This window comes from Streptomyces sp. NPDC058246 (genome assembly GCF_042881985.1).
Lineage (GTDB): Bacteria > Actinomycetota > Actinomycetes > Streptomycetales > Streptomycetaceae > Streptomyces.
On the sequence record NZ_JBHVWZ010000016.1, the window covers coordinates 147,730 to 171,400 of the forward strand.

23 protein-coding genes are annotated in these 23,671 nt (G+C 70.9%); 16 read left to right on the top strand and 7 right to left on the bottom strand.

Annotated features, from left to right (window positions below; translation table 11 throughout):
- Positions 1–191: 191 nt before the first annotated feature.
- A complete protein-coding gene (locus ACFVXA_RS23685) occupies positions 192–2,591 on the bottom strand; it encodes a Tex family protein (RefSeq protein ID WP_383746752.1) in 2,400 nt (799 codons plus the stop codon).
- A gap of 88 nt (positions 2,592–2,679) precedes the next feature.
- Complete coding sequence (locus ACFVXA_RS23690; protein ID WP_362020192.1) at positions 2,680–3,546, bottom strand: hypothetical protein; 867 nt, start codon at positions 3,544–3,546, stop codon at positions 2,680–2,682.
- A gap of 113 nt (positions 3,547–3,659) precedes the next feature.
- On the opposite strand from ACFVXA_RS23690, the gene ACFVXA_RS23695 reads away from it, so the two are divergent.
- Complete coding sequence (locus ACFVXA_RS23695) at positions 3,660–4,613, top strand: GlxA family transcriptional regulator (RefSeq protein WP_390026406.1); 954 nt, start codon at positions 3,660–3,662, stop codon at positions 4,611–4,613.
- A gap of 33 nt (positions 4,614–4,646) precedes the next feature.
- On the top strand, positions 4,647–5,276 hold the full coding sequence (locus ACFVXA_RS23700) for a DJ-1/PfpI family protein (protein WP_384395852.1): 630 nt from the start codon (positions 4,647–4,649) through the stop codon (positions 5,274–5,276).
- Positions 5,277–5,354: 78 nt separating this feature from the next.
- Here ACFVXA_RS23700 and ACFVXA_RS23705 read toward each other — a convergent pair whose 3' ends face one another.
- On the bottom strand, positions 5,355–6,104 hold the full coding sequence (locus ACFVXA_RS23705; protein WP_383905209.1) for an enoyl-CoA hydratase/isomerase family protein: 750 nt from the start codon (positions 6,102–6,104) through the stop codon (positions 5,355–5,357).
- Positions 6,105–6,169: 65 nt separating this feature from the next.
- Here ACFVXA_RS23705 and ACFVXA_RS23710 point away from each other — a divergent pair, with 65 nt between their 5' ends.
- Complete coding sequence (locus ACFVXA_RS23710; RefSeq protein ID WP_362020456.1) at positions 6,170–6,814, top strand: HdeD family acid-resistance protein; 645 nt, start codon at positions 6,170–6,172, stop codon at positions 6,812–6,814.
- A 173-nt stretch (positions 6,815–6,987) separates the two neighbouring features.
- Positions 6,988–7,530, top strand: a complete 543-nt coding sequence (locus ACFVXA_RS23715) for an ATP-binding protein (RefSeq protein WP_383746760.1) — start codon at positions 6,988–6,990, stop codon at positions 7,528–7,530.
- On the opposite strand, the gene idi is transcribed toward ACFVXA_RS23715, so the two are convergent.
- The 4 genes from idi to galE form a co-directional block, all read right to left on the bottom strand.
- Complete coding sequence (gene idi, locus ACFVXA_RS23720; RefSeq protein ID WP_362020205.1) at positions 7,496–8,089, bottom strand: isopentenyl-diphosphate Delta-isomerase; 594 nt, start codon at positions 8,087–8,089, stop codon at positions 7,496–7,498. The genes ACFVXA_RS23715 and idi overlap by 35 nt on opposite strands.
- A 123-nt stretch (positions 8,090–8,212) precedes the next feature.
- Complete coding sequence (locus tag ACFVXA_RS23725; RefSeq protein ID WP_390026409.1) at positions 8,213–8,770, bottom strand: GNAT family N-acetyltransferase; 558 nt, start codon at positions 8,768–8,770, stop codon at positions 8,213–8,215.
- A 273-nt stretch (positions 8,771–9,043) separates the two neighbouring features.
- The gene (locus ACFVXA_RS23730; RefSeq protein ID WP_390026411.1) at positions 9,044–9,982 is read right to left on the bottom strand and encodes a cation diffusion facilitator family transporter; all 939 of its coding nucleotides are present in this window, start codon (positions 9,980–9,982) and stop codon (positions 9,044–9,046) included.
- Positions 9,983–10,116: 134 nt separating this feature from the next.
- Entirely contained in the window at positions 10,117–11,109 is a 993-nt protein-coding gene (gene galE / locus ACFVXA_RS23735) for a UDP-glucose 4-epimerase GalE (RefSeq protein ID WP_383905199.1), read from the bottom strand.
- Positions 11,110–11,714: 605 nt separating this feature from the next.
- On the opposite strand from galE, the gene ACFVXA_RS23740 reads away from it, so the two are divergent.
- The 12 genes from ACFVXA_RS23740 to ACFVXA_RS23795 all read left to right on the top strand — a co-directional run bounded on the left by ACFVXA_RS23740 (position 11,715) and on the right by ACFVXA_RS23795 (position 23,624).
- A complete protein-coding gene (locus ACFVXA_RS23740) occupies positions 11,715–13,511 on the top strand; it encodes a DUF5941 domain-containing protein (protein WP_390026443.1) in 1,797 nt (598 codons plus the stop codon).
- Positions 13,508–14,260 (top strand): sugar phosphate nucleotidyltransferase, encoded by a 753-nt coding sequence (locus tag ACFVXA_RS23745; RefSeq protein ID WP_389467997.1) that lies wholly within the window; start codon positions 13,508–13,510, stop codon positions 14,258–14,260. The genes ACFVXA_RS23740 and ACFVXA_RS23745 overlap by 4 nt, the downstream gene beginning before the upstream one ends.
- Complete coding sequence (locus ACFVXA_RS23750; RefSeq protein ID WP_362020221.1) at positions 14,248–15,309, top strand: iron-containing alcohol dehydrogenase family protein; 1,062 nt, start codon at positions 14,248–14,250, stop codon at positions 15,307–15,309. Before ACFVXA_RS23745 ends, ACFVXA_RS23750 begins: the two co-directional genes overlap by 13 nt.
- Entirely contained in the window at positions 15,287–16,066 is a 780-nt protein-coding gene (locus tag ACFVXA_RS23755; RefSeq protein WP_362020224.1) for a CDP-alcohol phosphatidyltransferase family protein, read from the top strand. Before ACFVXA_RS23750 ends, ACFVXA_RS23755 begins: the two co-directional genes overlap by 23 nt.
- On the top strand, positions 16,063–16,947 hold the full coding sequence (locus tag ACFVXA_RS23760; protein WP_384395846.1) for a glycosyltransferase family 2 protein: 885 nt from the start codon (positions 16,063–16,065) through the stop codon (positions 16,945–16,947). Before ACFVXA_RS23755 ends, ACFVXA_RS23760 begins: the two co-directional genes overlap by 4 nt.
- Positions 16,948–17,047: 100 nt before the next feature.
- Positions 17,048–17,977, top strand: a complete 930-nt coding sequence (locus ACFVXA_RS23765) for an ABC transporter permease (RefSeq protein ID WP_362020230.1) — start codon at positions 17,048–17,050, stop codon at positions 17,975–17,977.
- Positions 17,952–18,743, top strand: a complete 792-nt coding sequence (locus tag ACFVXA_RS23770) for an ABC transporter ATP-binding protein (RefSeq protein ID WP_383746756.1) — start codon at positions 17,952–17,954, stop codon at positions 18,741–18,743. The genes ACFVXA_RS23765 and ACFVXA_RS23770 overlap by 26 nt, the downstream gene beginning before the upstream one ends.
- Positions 18,744–19,101: 358 nt before the next feature.
- Positions 19,102–20,004 (top strand): squalene synthase HpnC, encoded by a 903-nt coding sequence (hpnC, locus tag ACFVXA_RS23775; RefSeq protein WP_390026413.1) that lies wholly within the window; start codon positions 19,102–19,104, stop codon positions 20,002–20,004.
- Positions 20,001–20,951 carry a presqualene diphosphate synthase HpnD gene (hpnD, locus tag ACFVXA_RS23780; protein WP_383746734.1) on the top strand — a complete coding sequence of 317 codons (951 nt, stop codon included), beginning with the start codon at positions 20,001–20,003 and terminating at the stop codon, positions 20,949–20,951. The genes hpnC and hpnD overlap by 4 nt, the downstream gene beginning before the upstream one ends.
- Positions 20,951–21,091, top strand: coding sequence for a DUF6380 family protein (locus tag ACFVXA_RS23785; protein ID WP_362020242.1), 141 nt, complete (start codon positions 20,951–20,953; stop codon positions 21,089–21,091). The genes hpnD and ACFVXA_RS23785 overlap by 1 nt, the downstream gene beginning before the upstream one ends.
- On the top strand, positions 21,088–22,497 hold the full coding sequence (gene hpnE / locus ACFVXA_RS23790; protein WP_384395840.1) for a hydroxysqualene dehydroxylase HpnE: 1,410 nt from the start codon (positions 21,088–21,090) through the stop codon (positions 22,495–22,497). Before ACFVXA_RS23785 ends, hpnE begins: the two co-directional genes overlap by 4 nt.
- A complete protein-coding gene (locus ACFVXA_RS23795; protein WP_362020248.1) occupies positions 22,494–23,624 on the top strand; it encodes a polyprenyl synthetase family protein in 1,131 nt (376 codons plus the stop codon). Before hpnE ends, ACFVXA_RS23795 begins: the two co-directional genes overlap by 4 nt.
- Positions 23,625–23,671 lie beyond the last annotated feature (47 nt).

Below are 23,671 nucleotides of genomic sequence, written 5' to 3' on the forward strand. Positions count from 1 at the left end.
GGTGCCGGGTGCCGGGTGCCGGGTGCCGGGTGCCGTGGCAGTGGCCGTCACGGTGGGCACGCGTGCCGCCAGGGGCGGCACGGTTGGGCACAGCGGCACCCCGTAGGCGCCGGGCTGCGCGACCCACCTCCGAGGTCAGCCCCGGTGCCGGGGCCCTTGTCACCAGGGCCCCGGCACCGGACGCGAGAACCTCAGCCCCGACCCCGCTTGGGGTCGACCAACCCGGCCCGCCGCAAGGCATCCGCCATCGCACTGTTCGCAGGCGGCGCGGCCTGACGCGAACCACCGCCACCGCCACCGCCGCCACTACCACCGCGCCCCTGGCGCTGCTGCCCCCGCTGCTGCTGCGGCGGCCGCCCCCCACGCTGCGGGCGCTTCTCGCCGGACTCCTGAGCCGAAGCCGCCGCCTCGTCATCCAGCCGCAGCGTCAACGAAATCCGCTTCCGCGGAATGTCGACGTCCAGCACCTTCACCTTGACGATGTCCCCGGGCTTCACCACATCCCGAGGATCCTTCACGAACGTCTTCGACATCGCCGACACATGCACCAGCCCGTCCTGGTGGACACCCACATCCACAAAGGCCCCGAACGCGGCGACATTCGTGACGACCCCCTCCAGCACCATCCCGGAGGCCAGGTCGGAGATCTTCTCGACACCGTCCTTGAAGGTCGCCGTCTTGAAGGCGGGCCGCGGGTCACGCCCGGGCTTCTCCAGCTCCTTCAGGATGTCCGTGACGGTCGGCAGACCGAACGTCTCGTCCACGAAGTCGGTCGGCCGCAGCGACCGCAGCACACCGGTGTTGCCGATCAGCGAAGCGACCTCGCTGCCCGCCGTCTTCACCATGCGCCGCACCACGGGGTACGCCTCGGGGTGCACGCTGGACGAGTCCAGCGGATCGTCACCGCCCCGGATCCGCAGGAAGCCCGCACACTGCTCGTACGCCTTGGGGCCGAGCCGGGCCACATTCTTGAGGGCGGTGCGCGAGCGGAACGGCCCGTTCACATCCCGGTGCGCCACGATGTTCTCGGCGAGTCCGGAGGTGATGCCGGAGACGCGCGAGAGCAGCGGCGCCGACGCCGTGTTCACGTCCACGCCCACGCCGTTCACACAGTCCTCGACCACCGCGTCCAGCGACCGGGACAGCTTCACCTCGGACAGGTCGTGCTGGTACTGCCCGACGCCGATGGACTTGGGGTCGATCTTCACCAGCTCCGCGAGGGGGTCCTGGAGGCGGCGCGCGATGGACACCGCGCCGCGCAGCGACACGTCCATGTCGGGCAGCTCCTGCGAGGCGAACGCGGACGCCGAGTACACGGACGCCCCCGCCTCGGACACCATCACCTTGGTGAGCTCCAACTCCGGGTGCTTGGTGATGAGTTCACCGGCCAGCTTGTCGGTCTCGCGGGACGCCGTGCCGTTGCCGATCGCGATCAGCTCGACCGCGTGCTCCTTGGCGAGCCGGGCGAGCTTGGCGATGGCCTCGTCCCACTTGTTGGCCGGGACGTGCGGGTAGATGACGTCCGTCGCGACGACCTTGCCGGTCGCGTCGACCACGGCGACCTTCACGCCCGTACGGAACCCGGGGTCGAGGCCCAGCGTCGCGCGCGTGCCCGCCGGGGCGGCGAGCAGCAGGTCCCGCAGGTTCGCCGCGAAGACGTTCACCGCCTCGTCCTCGGCGGCCGTGCGCAGCCGCAGCCGCAGGTCGATGCCGAGGTGCACGAGGATCCGGGTCCGCCAGGCCCAACGGACGGTGTCGGTGAGCCACTTGTCGGCGGGACGGCCGCGGTCGGCGATCTGGAAGCGGTGGGCGACGATCCCCTCGTACGCCGAGGGACCGGGCTGCTCGGACGGCTCCTCGGGCTCCAGGACGAGGTCGAGGACCTCCTCCTTCTCGCCGCGCAGCATGGCGAGGACGCGGTGCGAGGGCAGCTCCTTGAAGGGCTCGGCGAAGTCGAAGTAGTCGGCGAACTTGGCGCCCGCCTCCTCCTTGCCGGCCCGCACCTTCGCGGCGAGACGCCCGCGCGCCCACATGCGCTCGCGCAGCTCACCGATCAGGTCGGCGTCCTCAGAGAACCGCTCGGTGAGGATGGACCGGGCGCCGTCGAGCGCGGCCTGTGGATCGGCGACGCCCTTGTCGGCGTCGACGAAGGCCGCCGCCGCGGCGAGCGGGTCGACCGTCGGGTCGCCGAGCAGGCCCTCGGCGAGCGGCTCCAGGCCCGCCTCGCGCGCGATCTGCGCCTTCGTGCGCCGCTTCGGCTTGAACGGCAGATAGATGTCCTCAAGACGCGCCTTCGTCTCGGCGCCCCTGATCTGCGCCTCGACCTCGGCGGTCAGCTTGCCCTGCTCGCGCACCGAGTCGAGGATCGCGGCGCGCCGCTCCTCCAGTTCCCGCAGATAGCGCAGCCGCTCCTCGAGGGTGCGCAGCTGCGCATCGTCGAGCATCTCGGTCGCTTCCTTGCGGTAGCGGGCGATGAAGGGCACTGTCGAACCGCCGTCGAGCAGCTCGACGGCGGCCTTGACCTGCCGCTCCCGTACGCCGAGCTCCTCGGCGATCCTGCCTTCGATGGACCCTACGAGGGGTGTCGTCACGATCCCGTACCGCCTTCTCCACTGAGGTTGCGCGGCAATTGTGGCAGGTGGCACCGACAATGGGGGATCAGGGCACCGATCGGCGGTGTCAGCCCTTGCCGGTCATGCCCTCCGGAAACGCGCCGGCCGCGAGCGCCGTCATGAGGACGCCCTTCGCCAGCTCCGTGAGCCGTTCCACGCCCACCGCCCCCAGATGCTCGTACGGGGCGCGGTCCAGCCGGTCCGTCCGTGCCTCGATCTCGCCGCGCAGGGCCACACCCGTCGCGGTCAACTCGCCCTCCCCGTCGAGCAGTCCGCGCTCCCGCAGCCGCCCGACGGCCGCATCCCAGTCCTCCCGGGACCAGCCGCGGGTGCCCAGCGCCCACCTCGGGGCCATGCCCTTGCCGGTCGCCGTGTGGCTCACCAGGGCCTCCACCGGGTCGAGTTCCGCGTCGAGCAGCGCCGCGAGGTGACCGTCGCCGCGGTGTTCGCGCAGCAGGGTGGCCGCGTGCCAGAGCGCGAGGTGCGGGGCGTCCGGCACGGGAAGGTCCGCGTGGGCGGCGTACAGCGGGCGCGCGGTCCTGGTACAGGCCTCGGCAGCGCGCAGCGCGAGCTCCGCCGCCTCGGCGACCTCCTTGGAGGCGATGACCTCCTCGCCGAGCAGTCGCCGCAGCGTCGCGTCGACGGCACGCGCGCGTGCCGCGAGCACCGTCTCCGGAGAGGCCTTCTGCCACACCTCGGGCACGTGCTTCGCCACCAGCTCGTGGCGGAAGTTGTAGAACGTCGCCGTCACCGTGCCGGGGCCGACCGCGCCCATGGCCGCGGCGCGCACCGCGAAGTACGCGCCCCTGCTGTCCTCGATCCCGACCGCGGCCAGCTCCCGCCCCAGGTCGGGGGAGAAGTAGTGCGTCGAGTGCAGCGGATTGAGGACGTTGTGGCAGCGCCGCCCGGCGCGCTCAGGCAGTGGAATGGTCATGCCCGGCACATTACCGACTGGTCGGTACGTCGGGAACGACGGCACCCGGGATGGCAGGAAAGGTGGGGTACTCGTCATTGCAGCCATCGCCCCGACCGCCAAGAATCGAAGACATGCGAACCGTCCTGGTCGTCCTCTTCGACGACGTGCAGAGCCTCGACGTCACGGGCCCCGTGGAGGTCTTCGCGGGCGCCGAGGCATACGCCGGCGGGTCGTACCGCATCAGCACCGCCTCCCTGGACGGCGCACCGGTACGCGCCTCCAGCGGGCTCACCCTCGTCCCCGACCACGCACTCGCCGACGTATCCGACCCGCACACCCTGATCGTCCCCGGCGGCCAGGGCGCCCGCCGCCCCGACCCCCGTCTGACCGACTGGCTGCGCCGGCACGGACCGCGCGCCGAACGCCTGGTCTCGGTGTGCACCGGTGCCGCCCTGCTCGCCGGGGCGGGCCTGCTGGACGGCCGTCGGGCCACGACCCACTGGGCGTACTGCGACGAGCTCGCCCGCGACCATCCGGCGATCGACGTCGACCCGGACCCCATCTACGTCCGCGACGGCCATGTCTCCACCTCCGCCGGCGTCACCTCCGGCATCGACCTGGCCCTCGCGCTCGTCGAGGAGGACCTGGGCCGCGAGGCCGCCCTCACCGTCGCGCGTCACCTGGTCGTCTTCCTCCGGCGGCCGGGCAACCAGGCCCAGTTCAGCGCCCAGCTGGCCGCCCAGACCGCACAGCGCGCACCGCTGCGCGAGGTCCAGCAATGGATCACAGAGCATCCCGACGACGACCTGAGCGTCGAGTCCCTCGCCGCCCGCGCCCGCCTCTCGCCCCGCCACTTCGCCCGCGCTTTCCAGGCCGAGACCGGCATGACGCCCGGCCGCTTCGTCGAGCGGGTCCGCCTCGAACACGCCCGGCGCCTCCTGGAGGACACCGGCGACGGCATCGAGGAGATCTCCCGCGCGTCCGGCTACGGCACACCGGAGGCGATGCGCCGCGTCTTCGTCAAGACGCTCGGCTCGGCACCGGCCGAGTACCGCCGCCGGTTCCGGGCGGCGCCCACGCAGTGACCCGACCAGCACCCGCCCAGTGAAGGGAACTCCATGCAGATCGCGATCGTCCTCTACGACCGCTTCACCGCCCTCGACGCCATCGGCCCGTACCAGATGCTCGGGGGCATCCCGGACGCCGAGGTGGTCCTCGTGGCCGAGCGTGCGGGCCCCGTCCGGGACGACCGGGACAGCCTCTCCCTGATCGCCGACCGTTCCTTCGCCGAGGTCCCGAGCCCCGACATCCTCGTCGTCCCGGGTGGCCCCGATCCGAGCGGCGAGATGGGCAACGAGGTCATGCTCGACTGGCTGCGCACCGCCGACGCCACCAGCGCATGGACGACGTCCGTGTGCACGGGCTCGCTGATTCTGGCGGCCTCGGGCCTGCTCAAGGGGCGCCGGGCCACCTCCCACTGGCTCGCGCTGGAGGAGCTGAAGCGGTTCGGAGCCGAGTCGACCGGCGAGCGGGTCGTGATCGACGGCAAGTACGTCACCGCGGCCGGGGTCTCCGCCGGCATCGACATGGGGCTCACCCTGGTCGGCAGGGTCGCCGGTGACCGGGCCGCCCAGTCCGTCCAGCTGCTGACCGAGTACGACCCCCAGCCGCCGTACGACGCGGGCTCCCCGGAGAAGGCCCCGGCCGACCTGGTCGCACGGTGGCGCGCCGCCGACGCGTCAGTCTGACGGCGTCCCTACGCGTCGCGTCCCTACGCGTCAGCCTGACGGCGTCCCTACGTGTCAGCCTGACGGCGTCCCCACGTGTCAGCCTGACGGCGTCCACGTGAAGCGCGGCGGACGGCGCTCCAGGAAGGCGGCGACCCCCTCCGCGGTGTCGCCGCTGTTCCGCGCCCGCTCCGCCCAGTACGCGTCCCGGTCCGTGCGCCCGTTCGCGAACTCCTTGGCCGACGCCTGTGTCAGCAGCGAGCGCGCGGCCAGTACCCGAGTGAACTCCGCGACGCGCTTGCCGAGTTCGCCCTCGGGCAGCACCTCGTCCACCAGGCCCGTGCGCAGCGCCCGCTGAGCGTCGATCAACTCGCCCGAGAACAACAGGTACTTGGCGGCGGCCGGACCCACCAGCGAGACCAGTCGTCGGGTGGAGGCGGACGGATAGACGATCCCCAGCTTCGCCGGAGTGACCCCGAACAGCGCCCCCTCCTGCGCGAACCGCAGATCGCAGGCCGCCGCGAGCTGGCACCCGCCACCCACGCAGTACCCGCGAATCGCGGCCAGCGTCGGCTTCGGGAACGCGGCGAGCGCTTCCTCGGCGAGCACGGCGAGCCCCTGCGCCTCGGCCGGGGACCCCCGCAGGGTCGAGATGTCGGCCCCGGCGCAGAACGTCTCACCCGCACCGGTGAGCACCAGCGCGTGTACATCGGCGTCAACGGTGAACTCGTCGAGGAGTGGAGGCAGCGCCCGCCACATGTCCGCCGTCATGGCATTGCGCTTGGCCGGGTAGCGGATGACGACGGTGGCGACCCCGTCGTCGACGCGGTGCGACAGCTGCGGTTCCATACGCCGGATGCTATCGGCACCGGGCGCACACATGATCAGGACGGATGACGCCCGAGGAGGCGCTGATGGTCACATCGCGGAGGGTCCGGCCCAGGGGCGAAACCGCCAAGCTCACCCGGAGCTTCGACTGGCTCGCGGCGCTCGGCGTGATCCTCGTGCTCGCGGGGCTCGTCGGGCTCGTCTACACCGGGGTCGCCACGCTGACGTCGATGATCCTCTTCGGCTGGCTGCTGCTGATCGGCGGCGCGGTCGGACTGCTGCACGCGATCCAGGCGCGCGGGACCAACTTCTTCTGGCTCGGCCTCGTGGTCGCCGCCCTGAACCTCGCGGCCGGCGTGGTCGTCATCCTCCGGCCGGACGCGGCCGCCGAGGCGCTGACCATGTTCGCCGCCCTGTTGTTCCTGACCGGCGGGGTGTTCCGGCTGGCCGGCAGCCTCGTGGTGCGCGGCCCCCAGTTCGGCTGGACGCTCGTCCAGGGCGCCTTCGACCTGCTCCTCGGCATCCTGGTCCTCGCTTCCTGGCCGAGCAGCAGCAAGTACGTCATCGGAGCCTTCTTCGGGCTCGCGCTGCTCTTCGACGGCCTGGGCCTCATCGCCGCGGGGTACGGCGGGCGGCGCATCGTGGGCATGGTCTCGCAGCGCCTGGTGGCCGACGGGGCGGTGCGGAACGAATCGGGCGAGCTGGGCCCCAAACCCGTACAACCCGAATAGATCCCGAAGTCGGCACAACAGGTGCAGGAGCAGTCCCACAACTGACCGTGTCATACGCCAACGAACAGAACCTGTCGATACTCGCTGACTTCTGTTCAGTCATCCGGTACGGCCGACGCGTTACCAACACTCGACGTGTGGTGACAATCGAGCGCGAGGGTGGCGACCGGACGATGGACAACCTCGGGCGGGGGTCCGACCCGAGCCCTGGTGGCGGCGGAGAGGTGGTGCCCGACCGCAGGCCGCCGGGCCCGCGGCCGTACGAGGGGGTGTGGCGGTTCACCGCCCCCGCCATCGACGCCTCCGTGCCGCAGGCACGGCACGCGGTCCGTGATCTGCTGATCCGCCAGGGGGTGCCGGTCTCGGACGACGTGGTGCAGGGACTGCTCCTGATCGTCTCCGAACTGGTCACGAACGCGGTCCGGCACGCGGCGTTGCTCTCCCCGATGCTCGCCGTGGAGGTCGCCGTGGGCGCCGAGTGGGTGCGGATCTCCGTGGAGGACAACCACCCCTACCGCCCGACCGCGCTGGAGGCCGACCACGCGCAGACCGGTGGCCGGGGCCTGCTGCTGGTTCGGGAGGTCACCAGGGAGTCGGGCGGGGTGTGCGACGTCGAGCACACCGCGAGCGGCGGCAAGGTGATCTGGGCCGCCCTGCCGCTCACTCCCAGCGTGGTCCAGATCACCAGCCCGCGGACGGGCCCGTCAGTTCCCTGACCGCCGGACGGGCCGCGTCCAGCACCGTCATGAACCACGACGAGAAGGTGTCCTTCGCGTGCCGCTCCGCCAGCTCGGCGGCCGTCACGAAGGCCGTCGAGCCGACCTCATCCGGGTCGGGGCGCAGTGTCGACTGCACCATCCCGACGAAGAGGTGGTTGTACTCCTGCTCCACCAGGCCCGAGTCCGGGTCCGGGTGGTTGTAGCGGACCGTGCCCGCCTCGGCGAGCAGCGAGGGCGAGATCCCCAGCTCCTCGTAGGTCCGCCGGGCGGCCGCCGCGAAGGGCGCCTCGCCGGGGTAGGGGTGACCGCAGCAGGTGTTCGACCAGACGCCGGGGGAGTGGTACTTGCCGAGGGCGCGCTGCTGGAGCAGCAGCCGGCCCCGCTCGTCGAAGAGGAACACCGAGAATGCGCGGTGCAACTGCCCGGGCGCCTGATGGGCGGCGAGCTTCTCCGCCGTACCGATCGTGTTGCCGTCCTCGTCGACCAGCTCCAGCAAGATCGCTTCAGCGGTGCCGTTCGACGAACTGTGCGTCGCGGTGGCAGGTGTGATCGGCATACCCATCCTTCGCATCGGTCTTCGAGCCACAAGTCTGCCGTACGAAACCGGCACTCCCGGCACTTCGCGGCTCCCGCATGTCCCGCCCCGGAGGCCCGGAGCGGGACATGCGGCCGACGTACGTCAGACGCCGAAAGCGGCCGGATACCTGATCGTGCCCGGTGCCACCGACGAGGAATCGTCCAGGACAAGGGCCATCAGGTGTTCGGACGGCACGTCGAATCCGGGCCGGATGCCGTACTCCGAAGCGGGCACGAATCCGAACCTCGGGTAGTACCCGGGATGCCCGAGTACGAGGACGAGCCGCTCCCCACGCGCGCGTGCCGCCTCCAGCACCGCGCGTACGACGGCCGATCCGGCGCCCCGGCGCTGATGCTCCGGACGTACGGCGACGGGGGCCAGCGCGGCCGCGGGGACACCGTCGACATGGCAGCGGGTGATCAGCGCGTACCCCGCGATCGTGCCGTCCGGCGCCTCGGTGACGTACGACAGACCCGGCAGCCACGCGTCCGGGTCGGCGCGCAGCGCGTCCACCAGGTCGGCCTCCGCCGCCCTCTGGAAGGCGGTGGCGTTCACGGTGTGGACCTCGGCGTGGTCGGCGGGGGCTTCCCGACGGGTGCGCCAGGCAGTGGTGTGTTCAGCGTTGTCGGTGTTGTCGGTGTTGTCGGTGTTGTCGGTCAACGTGGAAACCCTTGGGTGAGGGGCCCGGCCGACGTACGCATGCGAGGGGGTCAGCCGTGGGCCCGGGAGATGGGGATGCCCGTGTCGCTGCGCGCGGCAGCGCCGAGAGCGACCGTCATCAACCCACCTCCTCGAATCGCCGGCCACGCTAACAGTGCGGCCGAAGGCGCCGCCTCCGAATTATCCGAATCAACGGTGCCGCCTCTCCATGGCAGGGCTTCTCACGGCAGGGCTCCGCCTCTCCATAGCAGAGCTTCTCCACGGCAGAGCTTCTCAATGGCAGAGCTTCGCCTCGTGCTCCGCGTGTCCGCTCGGCTCCAGCTGGAAGGTGCAGTGCTCGACGTCGAAGTGGTCGCCCAGGCAGCCCTGGAGCTCATGGAGCATCTTCTCGTGCCCGATCGCGTTCAGGACGTCGGAGCTGACGACCACATGGGCGGAGAGGACCGGCATGCCGGAGGTGATCGTCCAGGCGTGCAGGTCGTGAATGTCCTCGACACCCTCCAGTGCCAGGATGTGGGCGCGCACGTCCGCCATGTCGACGCCCTTGGGGGCGGCCTCCAGGAGCACGTTGAGCGTCTCCTGGAGCAGCTTCCAGGTGCGCGGGACGATCATCAGGCTGATCAGGATCGAGGCGATCGGGTCGGCGGCCTGCCAGCCGGTGGTCACGATCACCACCGCGGCGATGATGACCGCGACCGAACCCAGCGCGTCCGCCGCCACTTCGAGGAAGGCGCCGCGCACGTTCAGGCTGTCCTTCTGGCCGCGCATGAGCAGCGTCAGGGAGATCGTGTTCGCGACCAGACCGATGAGGCCGAACACGATGGTCTGGCCGCCATGGGTGTCGGCCGGGGTCACAAAGCGCTGGATCGCTTCGTACAGGACGTAGCCGCCGACGCCGAGCAGCAGCAGACAGTTGGCGAGCGCGGCGAGGATCTCGGCGCGCGCGTACCCGAACGTGCGCGAGTCGCTCGGCGGACGGGCCGCGAAGTGGATCGCGAGCAGCGCCATGCCCAGGCCCAGCGCGTCCGTCGCCATGTGCGCCGCGTCCGCGACGAGCGCGAGCGAATCGGCGACGAGACCGCCGACGATCTCGACCACCATGACGGTGAGCGTGATCGACAGCGCGACGCGCAGCCTCCCGCGGTACGCCGCCGTCGCCGTACCGGTGGGCGGCGCGCCGTGCGCGTGCCCGTGGTCGTGCCCAGCCCCCATGGAAGCCGCCTCCCGTGTTCTGCTCGGAACACCAGTGAACTACGGGCGGGGGGTACCGGGCAACGCGGCATTGAACACCGTTGTCATATGCCCTGACCTGCGGAAACGATCCGCAGGTCAGAGCCCTTCCAAGATCACTTCCGGGGTCGGTCGGTCTGTGTCGCGGGGTGGCGCAGCAGCCATCCCGCCCACGCCGACTCGACCATCTCGCGCACCCCGCGCCGCGCGCGCCAGTCCAGCTCCCGGGCGGCCAGCGCGGCCGAGGCGACCGCCCGCGGGGCGTCACCGGGGCGGCGCGGTTCGACGAGCGGCTCCCGGGTGTCACCGCTGACCTCGCCGATGAGGGTGAGGAGTTCGCGTACCGAAACCCCTTCCCCGCGGCCGATGTTCACGGTCAGATCGCCGCTCGCGCCACCGGCCAGCCGCTGGGCAGCCGCGAGATGCGCCTCGGCGAGGTCGGCGACATGGATGTAGTCACGGACACAGGTGCCGTCGGGCGTCGGATAGTCGTCGCCGAAGATCCGCGGCGCGTCGTCGCGGGTGAGGCGGTCGAAGACCATCGGGATGACGTTGAACACTCCGGTGTCGGCGAGCTCCGGTTCGGCCGCCCCCGCCACGTTGAAGTAGCGCAGGCACACGGTCGCGATGCCGTGCGCCCGGCCCGCCGCCCGGACCAGCCACTCCCCGGCGAGCTTCGTCTCGCCGTACGGGCTCATCGGGGCGCAGGGGGTGTCCTCCGTGATGAGGTCCACATCGGGGTTTCCGTAGACGGCCGCAGAGGAGGAGAAGAGGAACCGCTGGACGCCCGCCCCGGCGACCGCCTCCAGGAGCGTCGCGAGACCGCCGACGTTCTCCTGGTAGTAGCGCGTCGGCTGGGCCACGGACTCGCCGACCTGCTTGCGCGCCGCGAGGTGCACCACACCCGTCACCGCGTGCTCCGCGAGCACCCGCTTCAGCAGATCCCCGTCCGACGACGAGCCCTGCACCAGCGGAACGCTCTTCGCAAGCCGCTCCGGCACCCCCGACGAGAGGTCGTCGAGGGCGACGACGCGCTCCCCGGCCTCCACCATCGTCCGCGCCACGTGGGCCCCGATGTATCCGGCTCCGCCTGTGATCAGCCATGTCATGGACGACCACCCTATGCCGGTCCTCCGCGACGCCGACGCGACCCCGCTCCGGGCGGGCGCCTCCTGGGTCGGTGCCGTCCGCGCTGGGCGGGCGTGGGGTCGGTGCGGTCCGTTCAGGGCGGGCGTCTCGTGGGTCTCTGTTCCCCGCTTCGGCGGGGCGTCCCCTGGGTTCCCTGTCCCCCGCTTCGGCGGGGCGCCCCCTCGGTTCCCTGTTCCCCGCTCCGGCGGGGCGGGGCCTGGGTTCCCCGTTGCCCGCTCCGGGCGGCCGTCCGCCGAGTCCGTGCCGCCCGCTCGGGGCACTCCTCTCCGTGGCCGCCCCGCCCCGCTCCGGGCGGTGCGCCGGAGGGCGTGTGCCATGCCGAGAATGCGCCGGTCTGGGGGGTGCGGTTTGTGGCCCGGGGCCCGGATCCGTGATGATGATCGCGGCGGAGCCCATGCAAAACCGGGTGGATCGGGCCGTGAACAGGTGGTGAACGCCCGCTTCCATCCATCCGATAACCTCTGCCGACATGCCGCCCGGACAGGCCCCGACAGGGCTTGGCGCGGGGCCATCCCACCACGCACTTGCCCGGCGCGGACGCGTCGGCACCCAGGGAGTGAGTTCGCTGTCGACCGCCATCCTCACCGGCCAGCCGGTCCCCGGATCGTCGCTCGAGGGCGATCTGCGGTCGCTCGGCTTCGACGTGCGGCTCGCCTCCGACGCGGGCGAGACCGAGACGCTGCTGGCCGCCGTCCCGGCCGACCAGCGGGTCGCCGTAGTCGACGCCCGCTTCGTGGGCCACCCGCACGCGCTGCGCCTCGGCCTCACCGACCCCCGCTTCGCGGCCTCCGCGCTGCCCGGCGCCATATCCGTGCAGCCCGAGGCCCGCCGGGCGCTGTCCCGGGCCGTGGCCCGCGAGAGCTCCGCCTCGGGCGGCCTGGCCGTCGCGACCGAGAACCTCGCCAAGCGCATCGCCGCGGCTCTCGACGCGGACGGCGTCGCCGTGCACCACCCCGAACTCGGCACGCTCGTCGCCGCCGTCCCCACCGATCCGCAGGAGCGCAACGAGGCCCGGCAGGCCGTCGCCGCCGTGGACGACGAGGCCGTACGACTGCGCAGCGCCGTGAAGGCCCGCGACGGTTTCTTCACCACGTACTGCATCAGCCCGTACTCGCGCTACCTCGCCCGCTGGTGCGCCCGCCGTGGTCTCACCCCGAACCAGGTGACGACCGCCTCACTCCTCACCGCGCTGATCGCTGCCGGCTGCGCCGCCACCGGCACCCGCGCCGGCTTCGTCGCCGCGGGTCTGCTGCTCCTGTTCTCCTTCGTCCTGGACTGCACGGACGGGCAGCTGGCCCGCTACTCCCTGCAGTACTCGACGCTCGGCGCCTGGCTGGACGCCACCTTCGACCGTGCCAAGGAGTACGCCTACTACGCGGGTCTCGCCCTCGGCGCGGCCCGTGGCGGCGACGACGTGTGGGCGCTCGCCCTCGGCGCGATGATCCTGCAGACCTGCCGGCACGTCGTCGACTTCTCCTTCAACGAGGCGAACCACGACGCGACCGCCAACACCAGCCCCACCGCGGCCCTCTCGGACAAGCTCGACAGCGTCGGCTGGACGGTCTGGGTGCGCCGGATGATAGTCCTGCCCATCGGTGAACGATGGGCGATGATCGCCGTGCTCACGGCGCTGACCACGCCGCGCATCACCTTCTACGCGCTGCTCATCGGCTGCGCGTTCGCGGCGACCTACACCACGGCGGGCCGGGTACTGCGCTCGCTGACCCGCAAGGCCCGGCGCACCGACCGCGCCGCCCGTGCGCTCGCCGACCTCACCGACTCCGGTCCGCTCGCGGAGCTGGTGAACCGCGTCACGCGCGGGGCCGTGCGCTATGCGCCCGCGCTCGTCGCCTTCGCCGCCGGCGCCCTCGTGGTGCTCGGCGCAGCGCTCTCCCCGTACGGCAGCTGGTGGCCCGTCCTGGGCGCCGCGATCTACGTACTGCTGTCGCCGGTGGCCGTCGCCCGCCCGCTCAAGGGCGCCCTCGACTGGCTGGTCCCCCCCTTCTTCCGCGCCGCCGAATACCTCACCGTTCTGGTACTGGCCGCCAAAGCCGACGTGAACGGAGCACTTCCTGCGGCTTTCGGTCTGGTGGCCGCGGTCGCCTACCATCACTACGACACGGTGTACCGCATCCGCGGCAACGCCGGAGCCCCCCCGCACTGGCTGGTGCGGGCGATCGGCGGGCACGAAGGCAGGACGCTGCTGGTCACCGTCCTGGCCGCGTCGCTCACCGCCGCACAGTTCAAGCTCGCGCTCACGGTGATCGCCGTGGCCGTGGCCCTGCTGGTGCTCGTCGAGAGCATCCGCTTCTGGGTGTCCGCAGGGGCGCCCGCCGTACACGATGAAGGAGAACCCGCATGATCGGCCTTGTGCTGGCGGCCGGCGCCGGACGGCGTCTGCGCCCCTACACCGACAGCCTCCCCAAGGCTCTCGTGCCGGTTGGTCCCGCGGGCATAGAGGACAGCATCACGGTCCTGGACCTGACCCTCGGCAACTTCGCCGAGATCGGGCTGACCGAGGTCGGCATCATCGTCGGCTACCGCAAGGAAGCCGTCTACGAGCGACAGGCGGCCCTCGAGGAGAAGTACGGCCTCAAGATCACCCTCATCGACAACGACAAGGCCGAGGAGTGGAACAACGCCTACTCCCTGTGGTGCGGGCGTGACGCGCTCAAGGACGGTGTGATCCTCGCCAACGGCGACACCGTGCACCCGGTCTCCGTCGAGCGGACGCTGCTGGCCGCCCGCGGCGACGGCAAGCGGATCATCCTCGCCCTCGACACGGTGAAGAACCTCGCCGACGAGGAGATGAAGGTCGTCGTGGACCCCGACAAGGGCGTCCAGAAGATCACCAAGCTGATGGAGCCGTCCGACGCCACCGGCGAGTACATCGGTGTCACGCTGATCGAGGGCGAGGCCGCCGCCGAGCTGGCCGACGCCCTGAAGACGGTGTGGGAGACCGACCCGCAGCAGTTCTACGAGCACGGCTACCAGGAGCTCGTCAACCGCGGCTTCAGGATCGATGTCGCGCCGATCGGTGACGTCAAGTGGGTCGAGATCGACAACCACGACGACCTCGCCAAGGGACGGGAGATCGCGTGCCAGTACTGACGAGGCTCATTCCCTCGCCGGTCGTCGTCGACATCCGTCCGGGTGCCCTGGACGACCTGGCGAGCGTCCTCTCCGACCAGCGCATCTCGCACTCCGGCAAGCTCGCCGTCGCGGTGAGCAACGGCTCCGGCGCCAAGCTGCGCGAGCGGATCGCCCCGGCCCTGCCCGGCGCGACCTGGTACGAGGTCGGCGGCGGCACTCTGGACGACGCGATCAAGCTGGCCGGCGCCATAAAGGCCGGCCACTACGACGCGGTCGTGGGCCTCGGCGGCGGCAAGATCATCGACTGTGCCAAGTTCGCCGCGGCGCGCGTCGGCCTCCCGCTGGTCGCCGTACCCACGAACCTTGCCCACGACGGCCTGTGCTCGCCCGTCGCGACCCTCGACAACGACGCCGGCCGCGGCTCGTACGGTGTGCCCAATCCGATCGCGGTCGTCATCGACCTCGACGTGATCCGTGAGGCCCCGGCGCGGTTCGTGCGCTCGGGCATCGGCGACGCCGTCTCCAACATCTCCGCGATCGCGGACTGGGAGCTGGCCAACCGCGTCAACGGTGAGAAGATCGACGGACTCGCCGCCGCGATGGCCCGCCAGGCCGGTGAGGCCGTGCTGCGGCACCCGGGCGGCATCGGCGACAACGACTTCCTGCAGGTGCTGGCCGAGGCGCTGGTCCTCAGCGGTATCGCGATGTCGGTGTCGGGTGACTCGCGCCCCTCGTCCGGCGCCTGCCACGAGATCAACCACGCCTTCGACCTGCTCTTCCCCAAGCGCGCGGCGAGCCACGGCGAGCAGTGCGGTCTTGGCGCGGCCTTCGCGATGTACCTGCGGGGGGCGCACGAGGAGTCGGCGTACATGGCCGAGGTGCTGCGCCGGCACGGGCTGCCGGTGCTGCCGGAGGAGATCGGCTTCACCGTGGACGAGTTCGTGCAGGTCGTGGAGTTCGCTCCACAGACCCGGCCCGGCCGCTACACGATCCTCGAACACCTCGACCTGAAAACCCACCAGATCAAGGACATCTACTCCGACTATGCCAAGGCCATCGGTAGCTGAACTCCGCCCCGTCGTTCACCCCGCAGGGGTGAAGGACCGGCGCAGCGGTGAGCACTGGGCGGGACGCCTGTACATGCGAGAGATCTCGCTGCGCTGCGACCGCTACCTGGTGAACACCAGGATCACGCCCAACCAGCTCACGTATCTGATGACCGTCTGCGGCGTGCTCGCGGCCCCGGCGCTGCTGGTGCCGGGGATCGCGGGCGCCGTGCTCGGCGTGCTGATGGTCCAGCTCTATCTGCTGCTCGACTGCGTCGACGGCGAGATCGCGCGATGGAGGCAGCAGTTCTCGCTCGGCGGGGTCTACCTGGACCGGGTCGGTGCCTATCTGACCGACGCCGCGGTGCTCGTCGGCTTCGGTCTGCGCGCCGCCGATCTGTGGGGCTCCGGGCGGATCGACTGGCTGTGGGCCTTCCTCGGCACCCTGGCCGCCCTCGGCGCGATCCTGATCAAGGCCGAGACCGACCTGGTCGGCGTCGCCCGTCACCAGGGCGGCCTGCCGCCGGTCAAGGAGGCGGCGTCCGAGCCGCGCTCGTCCGGGATGGCGCTGGCCCGCAAGGCCGCCGCCGCGCTGAAGTTCCACCGGCTGGTGCTCGGGATCGAGGCGTCCCTGCTGATCCTGGTCCTGGCGATCCTGGACTCGGTGCGGGGCGACCTGTTCTTCTCCCGGCTGGGCGTCGCGGTGCTGGCCGGCATCGCGCTCCTGCAGACCGTGTTGCACCTCGTGTCCATCCTCGCCTCCAGCAGGCTGAAGTGAGTACGGGTATGAAGGTCGGCGCGGTCATCATCACCATGGGCAACCGCCCCGAGGAACTCCGGGCCCTTCTCGACTCCGTCGCCAAACAGGACGGCGACCGCGTCGAGGTGGTCGTCGTCGGCAACGGCTCGCCCGTCCCGGACGTCCCCCAAGGCATACGCACCGTCGAACTGCCCGAGAACCTCGGCATACCCGGCGGCCGCAACGTCGGCATCGAGGCATTCGGCCCCGGCGGCGGCGACGTCGACATCCTGCTCTTCCTCGACGACGACGGCCTCCTCGCGACCCATGACACCGCCGAACTGTGCCGCCAGGCCTTCGCCGCCGACCCGGCGCTCGGCATCATCAGCTTCCGCATCGCGGACCCGGAGACCGGCGAGACCCAGCGCCGCCACGTCCCGCGGCTGCGCGCCTCCGACCCGCTGCGCAACTCCCGCGTCACCACCTTCCTCGGCGGCGCCAACGCGGTCCGTACGAAGGTCTTCGCCGAAGTCGGCGGGCTCCCGGAGGAATTCTTCTACGCCCACGAGGAAACCGACCTGGCATGGCGGGCTCTCGACGCGGGCTGGATGATCGACTACCGGTCCGACATGGTGCTGTACCACCCCACGACCGCGCCCTCGCGGCACGCGGTCTACCACCGCATGGTCGCCCGCAACCGCGTCTGGCTCGCCCGCCGCAACCTTCCGGCCCCGCTCGTCCCGGTCTACCTCGGCGTCTGGATGCTCCTGACGCTGCTGCGCCGCCCTTCGCGGCCGGCCCTGAAAGCCTGGTTCGGCGGTTTCAAGGAGGGCTGGACCAGTCCGTGCGGGCCCCGGCGCCCCATGAAGTGGCGTACGGTGTGGCGGCTGACTCGACTGGGCCGACCTCCTGTCATCTGACAAGCTCATTTCTGAGAGCATTCGTGGCCGTACCCCGGTCCCTGGCTCATGCCTAAGCCCGACCAGGCTGTGCGCATCTTGAAGACGAAAGTTTCCACTTGTGAGTGAGACAACGCATGACGGCGGAGTCGCGGTGAGCGACCGACCGTCGCCCGATGACGGGCTCTCCGCGGCCGAGCGGGCCGCCAAGTACGGGCTCGCGGTCAGCGGTGCCCGGCCCGGGCTCGTCGAATACGTGCGTCAGCTCTGGGGGCGGCGCCACTTCATCCTCGCCTTCTCGCAGGCGAAGCTCACCGCCCAGTACAGCCAGGCCAAGCTGGGTCAGCTGTGGCAGGTGGCGACCCCGCTGCTGAACGCGGGCGTCTACTACCTGATCTTCGGTCTGATCCTGAAGGCCAACCGCGGAATGTCACACGACGTGTACATCCCGTTCCTGGTGACCGGCGTCTTCGTCTTCACGTTCACGCAGAGCTCGATCATGGCCGGCGTCCGCGCGATCTCCGGCAACCTGGGGCTGGTGCGCGCGCTGCACTTCCCGCGCGCCTCGCTGCCCATCTCCTTCGCGCTCCAGCAGCTCCAGCAGCTGCTCTTCTCGATGATCGTGCTGTTCATCGTGGCGATCTCCTTCGGCAGCTACCCGGGCCTGTCCTGGCTGCTGATCGTCCCGGTGCTCGCCCTGCAGTTCCTGTTCAACACGGGCCTCGCTCTGATCGTGGCGCGGATGGGCGCCAAGACACCGGACCTCGCCCAGCTGATGCCGTTCATCCTGCGGACGTGGATGTACGCGTCCGGTGTCATGTTCTCCATCAGCTCCATGCTCGCCGGGCGTCCGGAGTGGATCATCCGAGCGCTCCAGGCGAACCCGGCCGCGGTCTACATGGACCTGATGCGCTACGCGCTCATCGACGGGTACGGCTCCTCCCACCTGCCGCCGCATGTGTGGGCCATCGCGACCTTCTGGGCCGTGGTCGTCGCCCTCGGCGGGTTCGTGTACTTCTGGAAGGCTGAAGAGAGGTACGGCCGTGGCTGAGCAGACCTCCACCGTCCCCACCGTCATCGCGGACGAGCTGCACATCGTCTACCGCGTCAACGGCGCCAAGACCGGCAAGGGCAGTGCCACGGCCGCCCTCAGCCGTATCCTCAAGCGCGGCGAGGAGCGCGGCGTCCGCAAGGTGCACGCCGTCCGGGGCGTCTCCTTCACCGCGTACCGCGGCGAGGCCATCGGCCTGATCGGTTCGAACGGCTCCGGCAAGTCCACCCTGCTGCGGGCCATCGCCGGTCTGCTGCCCGCCGAGAAGGGCAAGGTCTACACCGACGGCCAGCCCTCGCTGCTCGGCGTGAACGCGGCCCTGATGAACGACCTGACGGGCGAGCGGAACGTCATATTGGGCGGGCTCGCGATGGGCATGTCCCGCGAGCAGATCAAGGAGCGCTACCAGGAGATCGTCGACTTCTCGGGCATCAACGAGAAGGGCGACTTCATCACCCTCCCGATGCGCACCTACTCGTCCGGCATGGCGGCCCGTCTCCGCTTCTCCATCGCGGCCGCCAAGGACCACGACGTCCTGATGATCGACGAAGCTCTCGCCACCGGCGACCGCAAGTTCCAAAAGCGCTCCGAGGACCGCATCCGCGAGCTGCGCAAGTCGGCCGGCACGGTGTTTCTGGTCAGTCACAACAACAAGTCGATCCGCGACACCTGCGACCGCGTGCTCTGGCTGGAGCGCGGCGAGCTGCGGATGGACGGCCCGACCGAAGAGGTCCTCAAGGAGTACGAGAAGTTCACGGGCAAGTAGCCCATATCGACCAGGGCCCCGCCGGAACTCTTCGGCGGGGCCCTGCGTCTGCAAAGGAAACGCCAACTCCTGCTGGCCTTAGGAATCTTGACACCAATCGGTGTGTTGTTGTGATGTGCAGGACACCCCGACGGAGCGCGCCGCGTTGTACAACGTAAGCTGTACCGGTGCTGAATCGCGCCAAGTAGGGCGATAATGCGCGACACCCGGCACCGGCGCGCTGCGCGGACCTCCGGGCGGCGTGTCCGAAATGGGCACTATTGGGTCGGCAGTGTAGAACGGGAGATGTGACGGCAATGGCTACGGAAACTCTCCAGCTCCGCGATGCGGGTGCCGTCCTCGCGCCGGGTGGCGAGCGGTGACCGAAGCCGGGACGGCGCGCACCGGCGATCCGGAGCGCGACACCCTCGACAAGGCTGCGGACGAGAACTTTCCCGTGGCACCGTTCTTTCTGCCCAAGGCCTGGCGCACCGACCTCATGGCCGTGTACGGCTTCGCCCGTCTCGTCGACGACATCGGTGACGGCGACCTCGCCCCGGGCGGCGCGGACGCCCGTCTCCTCGGCGTGTCGCCCGTAGAGGCAGGTGATCGCCTCCTCCTGCTCGACGCCTTCGAAGCCGATCTTCACCGCGTGTTCGACTCGACCCCGCGCCACCCCCTGCTGCGCCGGCTCCAGCCCACCGTCCGCCGCGCGGGCCTCACTCCCGAGCCCTTCCTCGGCCTGATCGCGGCCAACCGCCAGGACCAGCTGGTCAAGCGGTACGAGACCTACGACGACCTCGTCGCCTACTGCGAGCTGTCGGCCAACCCCGTCGGCCGCCTGGTCCTCTCCGTCACCGGAACCTCCACCCCCGAGCGCGTCCGCCACTCCGACGCGGTATGTACGGCACTGCAGATCGTCGAACACCTCCAGGACGTCGCCGAGGACCTCGGCCGCGACCGCGTCTACCTCCCTGCCGAGGACATGAAGCGCTTCCACGTCCAGGAGGCGGATCTCGCCGCCGCCACAGCAGGCGCATCGGTGCGCGCGCTGGTTGCATACGAATCAGAACGAGCCTTGCACCTCCTGAATGAAGGCACCCCCCTCGTGGGTAGCGTCCACGGCAGGCTGAAGCTGCTGCTCGCGGGGTTCGTTGCGGGGGGAAGGGCGGCGATCCGTGCGATCGCCGCCGCTGAATACGACGTACTTCCCGGCCCGCCCAAGCCCGGCAAGCTCCAGTTGCTGCGCGAGGTGGGAGTGACTCTGCGAGGAGAGGGGTGATCCGGACCGTGGAGTCTCCACCACACATGTCCGCACCGGTACTCGCCGCTTACAGCTACTGCGAGGCAGTGACCGGTCAGCAGGCGCGTAATTTCGCATATGGCATCAGACTGCTGCCACCGCCCAAGCGCCGCGCGATGTCGGCGCTCTACGCGTTCTCCCGGCGTGTCGACGACATCGGCGACGGCGCGCTGGTGTCGGACGTCAAGGCGGCCCGCCTCGAGGACACCCGGGCCCTGCTCGCCCGGGTCCGCGAGGGTTCCGTCGACGAGGACGACACCGACCCGGTCGCGGTCGCCCTCAGCCACACCGCCGCGCATTTCCCGGTACCCCTCGGCGGCCTCGACGAACTCATCGACGGCGTCCTCATGGACGTACGCGGTGAGACGTACGAGACCTGGGACGACCTGAAGGTCTACTGCCGCTGCGTGGCCGGCGCGATCGGGCGGCTCTCGCTCGGCGTGTTCGGTACGGAGCCGGGGGCGCGCGGCGCGGAGCGCGCGCCGGAGTATGCCGACACGCTCGGGCTCGCGCTCCAACTCACCAACATCCTGCGGGACGTCCGCGAGGACGCGCAGGGCGGGCGCACCTATCTGCCCGCCGACGACCTCGCCAAGTTCGGCTGCTCGGCCGGGTTCAACGGACCGACGCCACCGCCCGGCTCCGACTTCGCGGGCCTCGTGCACTTCGAAGTGCGTCGGGCCCGCGCCCTTTTCGCCGAGGGCTATCGGCTGCTGCCCATGCTGGACCGGCGCAGCGGCGCCTGTGTCGCGGCCATGGCCGGCATCTACCGCCGCCTCCTCGACCGCATCGAGCGCGAGCCGGAGGCCGTGCTGCGCGGCCGGGTCTCGCTGCCCGGACGCGAGAAGGCGTACGTCGCCGTGCGCGGCCTCTCCGGCCTCGACACCCGGCATGTGTCGCGCCGTACCGTCAGGAGGCGCGCCTGATGGACCATGTGGGCCACGGTGATTCCACCGGCGGGAAGCGGCACGCAACCCTCCGCGGCCGGCGGGCGTCCCTGACTGCGATGGCCTGCCGTGCACCGTTCAACCAGCCCGGCGGGTTCTTGGGGGAGGGTGCACGATGAGCGAGGTCACGCAGCCCGTGGGTGGCTCCGGAGGGCCGACCGCCGTGGTGGTCGGTGGCGGGCTGGCCGGAATCACCACCGCGCTCGCGCTCGCCGACGCCGGGGTGCGCGTCACCCTGCTCGAAGGCAGGCCGCGGCTCGGCGGTCTCGCGTTCTCCTTCCAGCGCGGCGATCTGACGGTCGACAACGGGCAGCATGTCTACCTTCGCTGCTGCACCGGCTACCGCTGGTTCCTCGACCGCATCGACGGAGCCGCGCTGGCGCCGCTGCAGGATCGTCTCGACGTGCCCGTTCTCGACGCCGCGGGCACACCCGGGCGGCGGCTCGGCAGAATCGGCCGCACCGCGCTGCCCGTGCCGCTGCATCTGGCGCGCAGCCTCGCCACGTACCAGCATCTCTCGCTCGCCGAGCGCGCCAAGGTCGGACGTGCCGCGCTCGCGCTCAAGGGCCTGGATCTCGCCGATCCGGCGCTCGACGCGCAGAACTTCGGCAGCTGGCTCACCGCGCACGGTCAGTCGGAGCGTGCCGTCGAAGCACTGTGGGACCTCGTGGGGGTCGCCACCCTCAACGCGGTGGCCGGCGACTCGTCGCTCGGGCTCGCCGCGATGGTGTTCAAGACCGGTCTGCTGTCCGACCCGGGCGCGGCCGACATCGGCTGGGCACACGTCCCGCTGGGCGAACTGCACGACACCCTGGCCCGCAAGGCGCTCGACTCCGCGGGCGTCCGTACCGAAGTGCGTACACGCGTCACCTCCATCTCCTCTGACGAAAACGGGCGTTGGAGCGTTCAGGTTCCCGGCGAGGTCGTCGACGCCGACACCGTTGTCCTCGCCGTACCCCAGCGCGAGGCCCACGATCTGCTGCCCGAGGGCGCGCTGGATGCCCCTGAGCGGCTCCTGGAGATCGGCACCGCGCCGATCCTGAACGTCCATGTCGTCTACGACCGGAAGGTGCTCAGCCGCCCGTTCTTCGCGGCCCTCGGCTCCCCGGTGCAGTGGGTCTTCGACCGGACCGAGGCGTCCGGGCTGGGCGAGGGCCAGTACCTCGCCCTGTCGCAGTCGGCGGCGCAGCACGAGATCGACGAACCCGTCGCCGCGCTGCGCGCACGCTATCTGCCGGAGCTGGAGCGGTTGCTGCCCGCCGCGCGCGGCGCCGACGTGAAGGACTTCTTCGTCACCCGGGAGCGCACGGCGACGTTCGCCCCCACCCCCGGCGTCGGGCGGCTGCGGCCCGGCGCCCGCACCAAGGCCCCCGGCCTGTATCTGGCCGGATCGTGGACCGCCACAGGGTGGCCCGCGACCATGGAGAGTGCGGTCCGCAGTGGCGTCAGCGCGGCCGGCGCCGCGCTGGGCGCCCTGGGCCGGCCCCGCGATCACCTCCTCGAACTCTTCGAGGAGGCTGCGTGACGCTCGATCTGCACGGGACCGGTCCCCGCACCCCCGGTATCGCAACAAGAGGAGAGACTGTGCCCACTGTGCCCCCGGCCGAAACGGCTGCCGACGCGGTGGACGTGACCGCGCTCCTGGAGCGCGGCCGGACCCTGGCCACACCGGTGCTGAAGGCGGCCGTCGACCGCCTGGCGGCGCCCATGGACACCGTCGCCGCCTACCACTTCGGCTGGATCGACGCCGAGGGCAACCCCGCGGACGGCGACGGCGGCAAAGCCGTACGCCCCGCGCTCGCCGTGCTGTCCGCGCAGGCCGCGGGTGCCGCCCCCGAGGTGGGCGTGCCCGGCGCGGTCGCCGTTGAACTGGTGCACAACTTCTCCCTGCTGCACGACGACCTGATGGACGGCGACGAGCAGCGCCGGCACCGCGACACCGTCTGGAAGGTGCACGGGCCCGCCCAGGCCATCCTCGTCGGCGACGCGCTGTTCGCGCTGGCCAACGAGGTTCTCCTGGAGCTCGGTACCGTCGAGGCGGGCCGCGCCACGCGCCGCCTGACCACCGCCACCCGCGCCCTGATCGACGGTCAGGCGCAGGACATCTCCTACGAGCACCGCGACCGGGTCACCGTCGAGGAGTGCCTGGAGATGGAGGGCAACAAGACGGGCGCCCTGCTCGCCTGCGCCTGCTCCATCGGCGCGGTGCTCGGCGGGGCCGACGACCGTACCGCCGACACACTGGAGAAGTACGGCTACCACCTCGGCCTGGCCTTCCAGGCCGTCGACGACCTCCTCGGCATCTGGGGCGACCCGGAGGCCACCGGAAAGCAGACCTGGAGCGATCTGCGTCAGCGCAAGAAGTCCCTGCCGGTGGTGGCCGCGCTCGCCGCGGGCGGGCCCGCCTCCGAGCGCCTCGGCGAACTGCTCGCCGAGGACGCCAAGGCCAGCGACTTCGAGAACTTCTCCGAGGAGGAGTTCGCCGCGCGCGCCGCGCTCATCGAGGAGGCGGGCGGCCGCGAGTGGACCGCCCAGGAGGCGCGTCGCCAGCACACCATCGCCATCGAGGCCCTGGACGCCGTCCGGATGCCCGACCAGGTGCGGGCCCAGTTCGTGGCGCTCGCCGACTTCGTCGTCGTACGGAAGAGATGATCACTATCGGTCGAACAACCCTCGCGTAGTCGCCGGCCGGTGCCTCC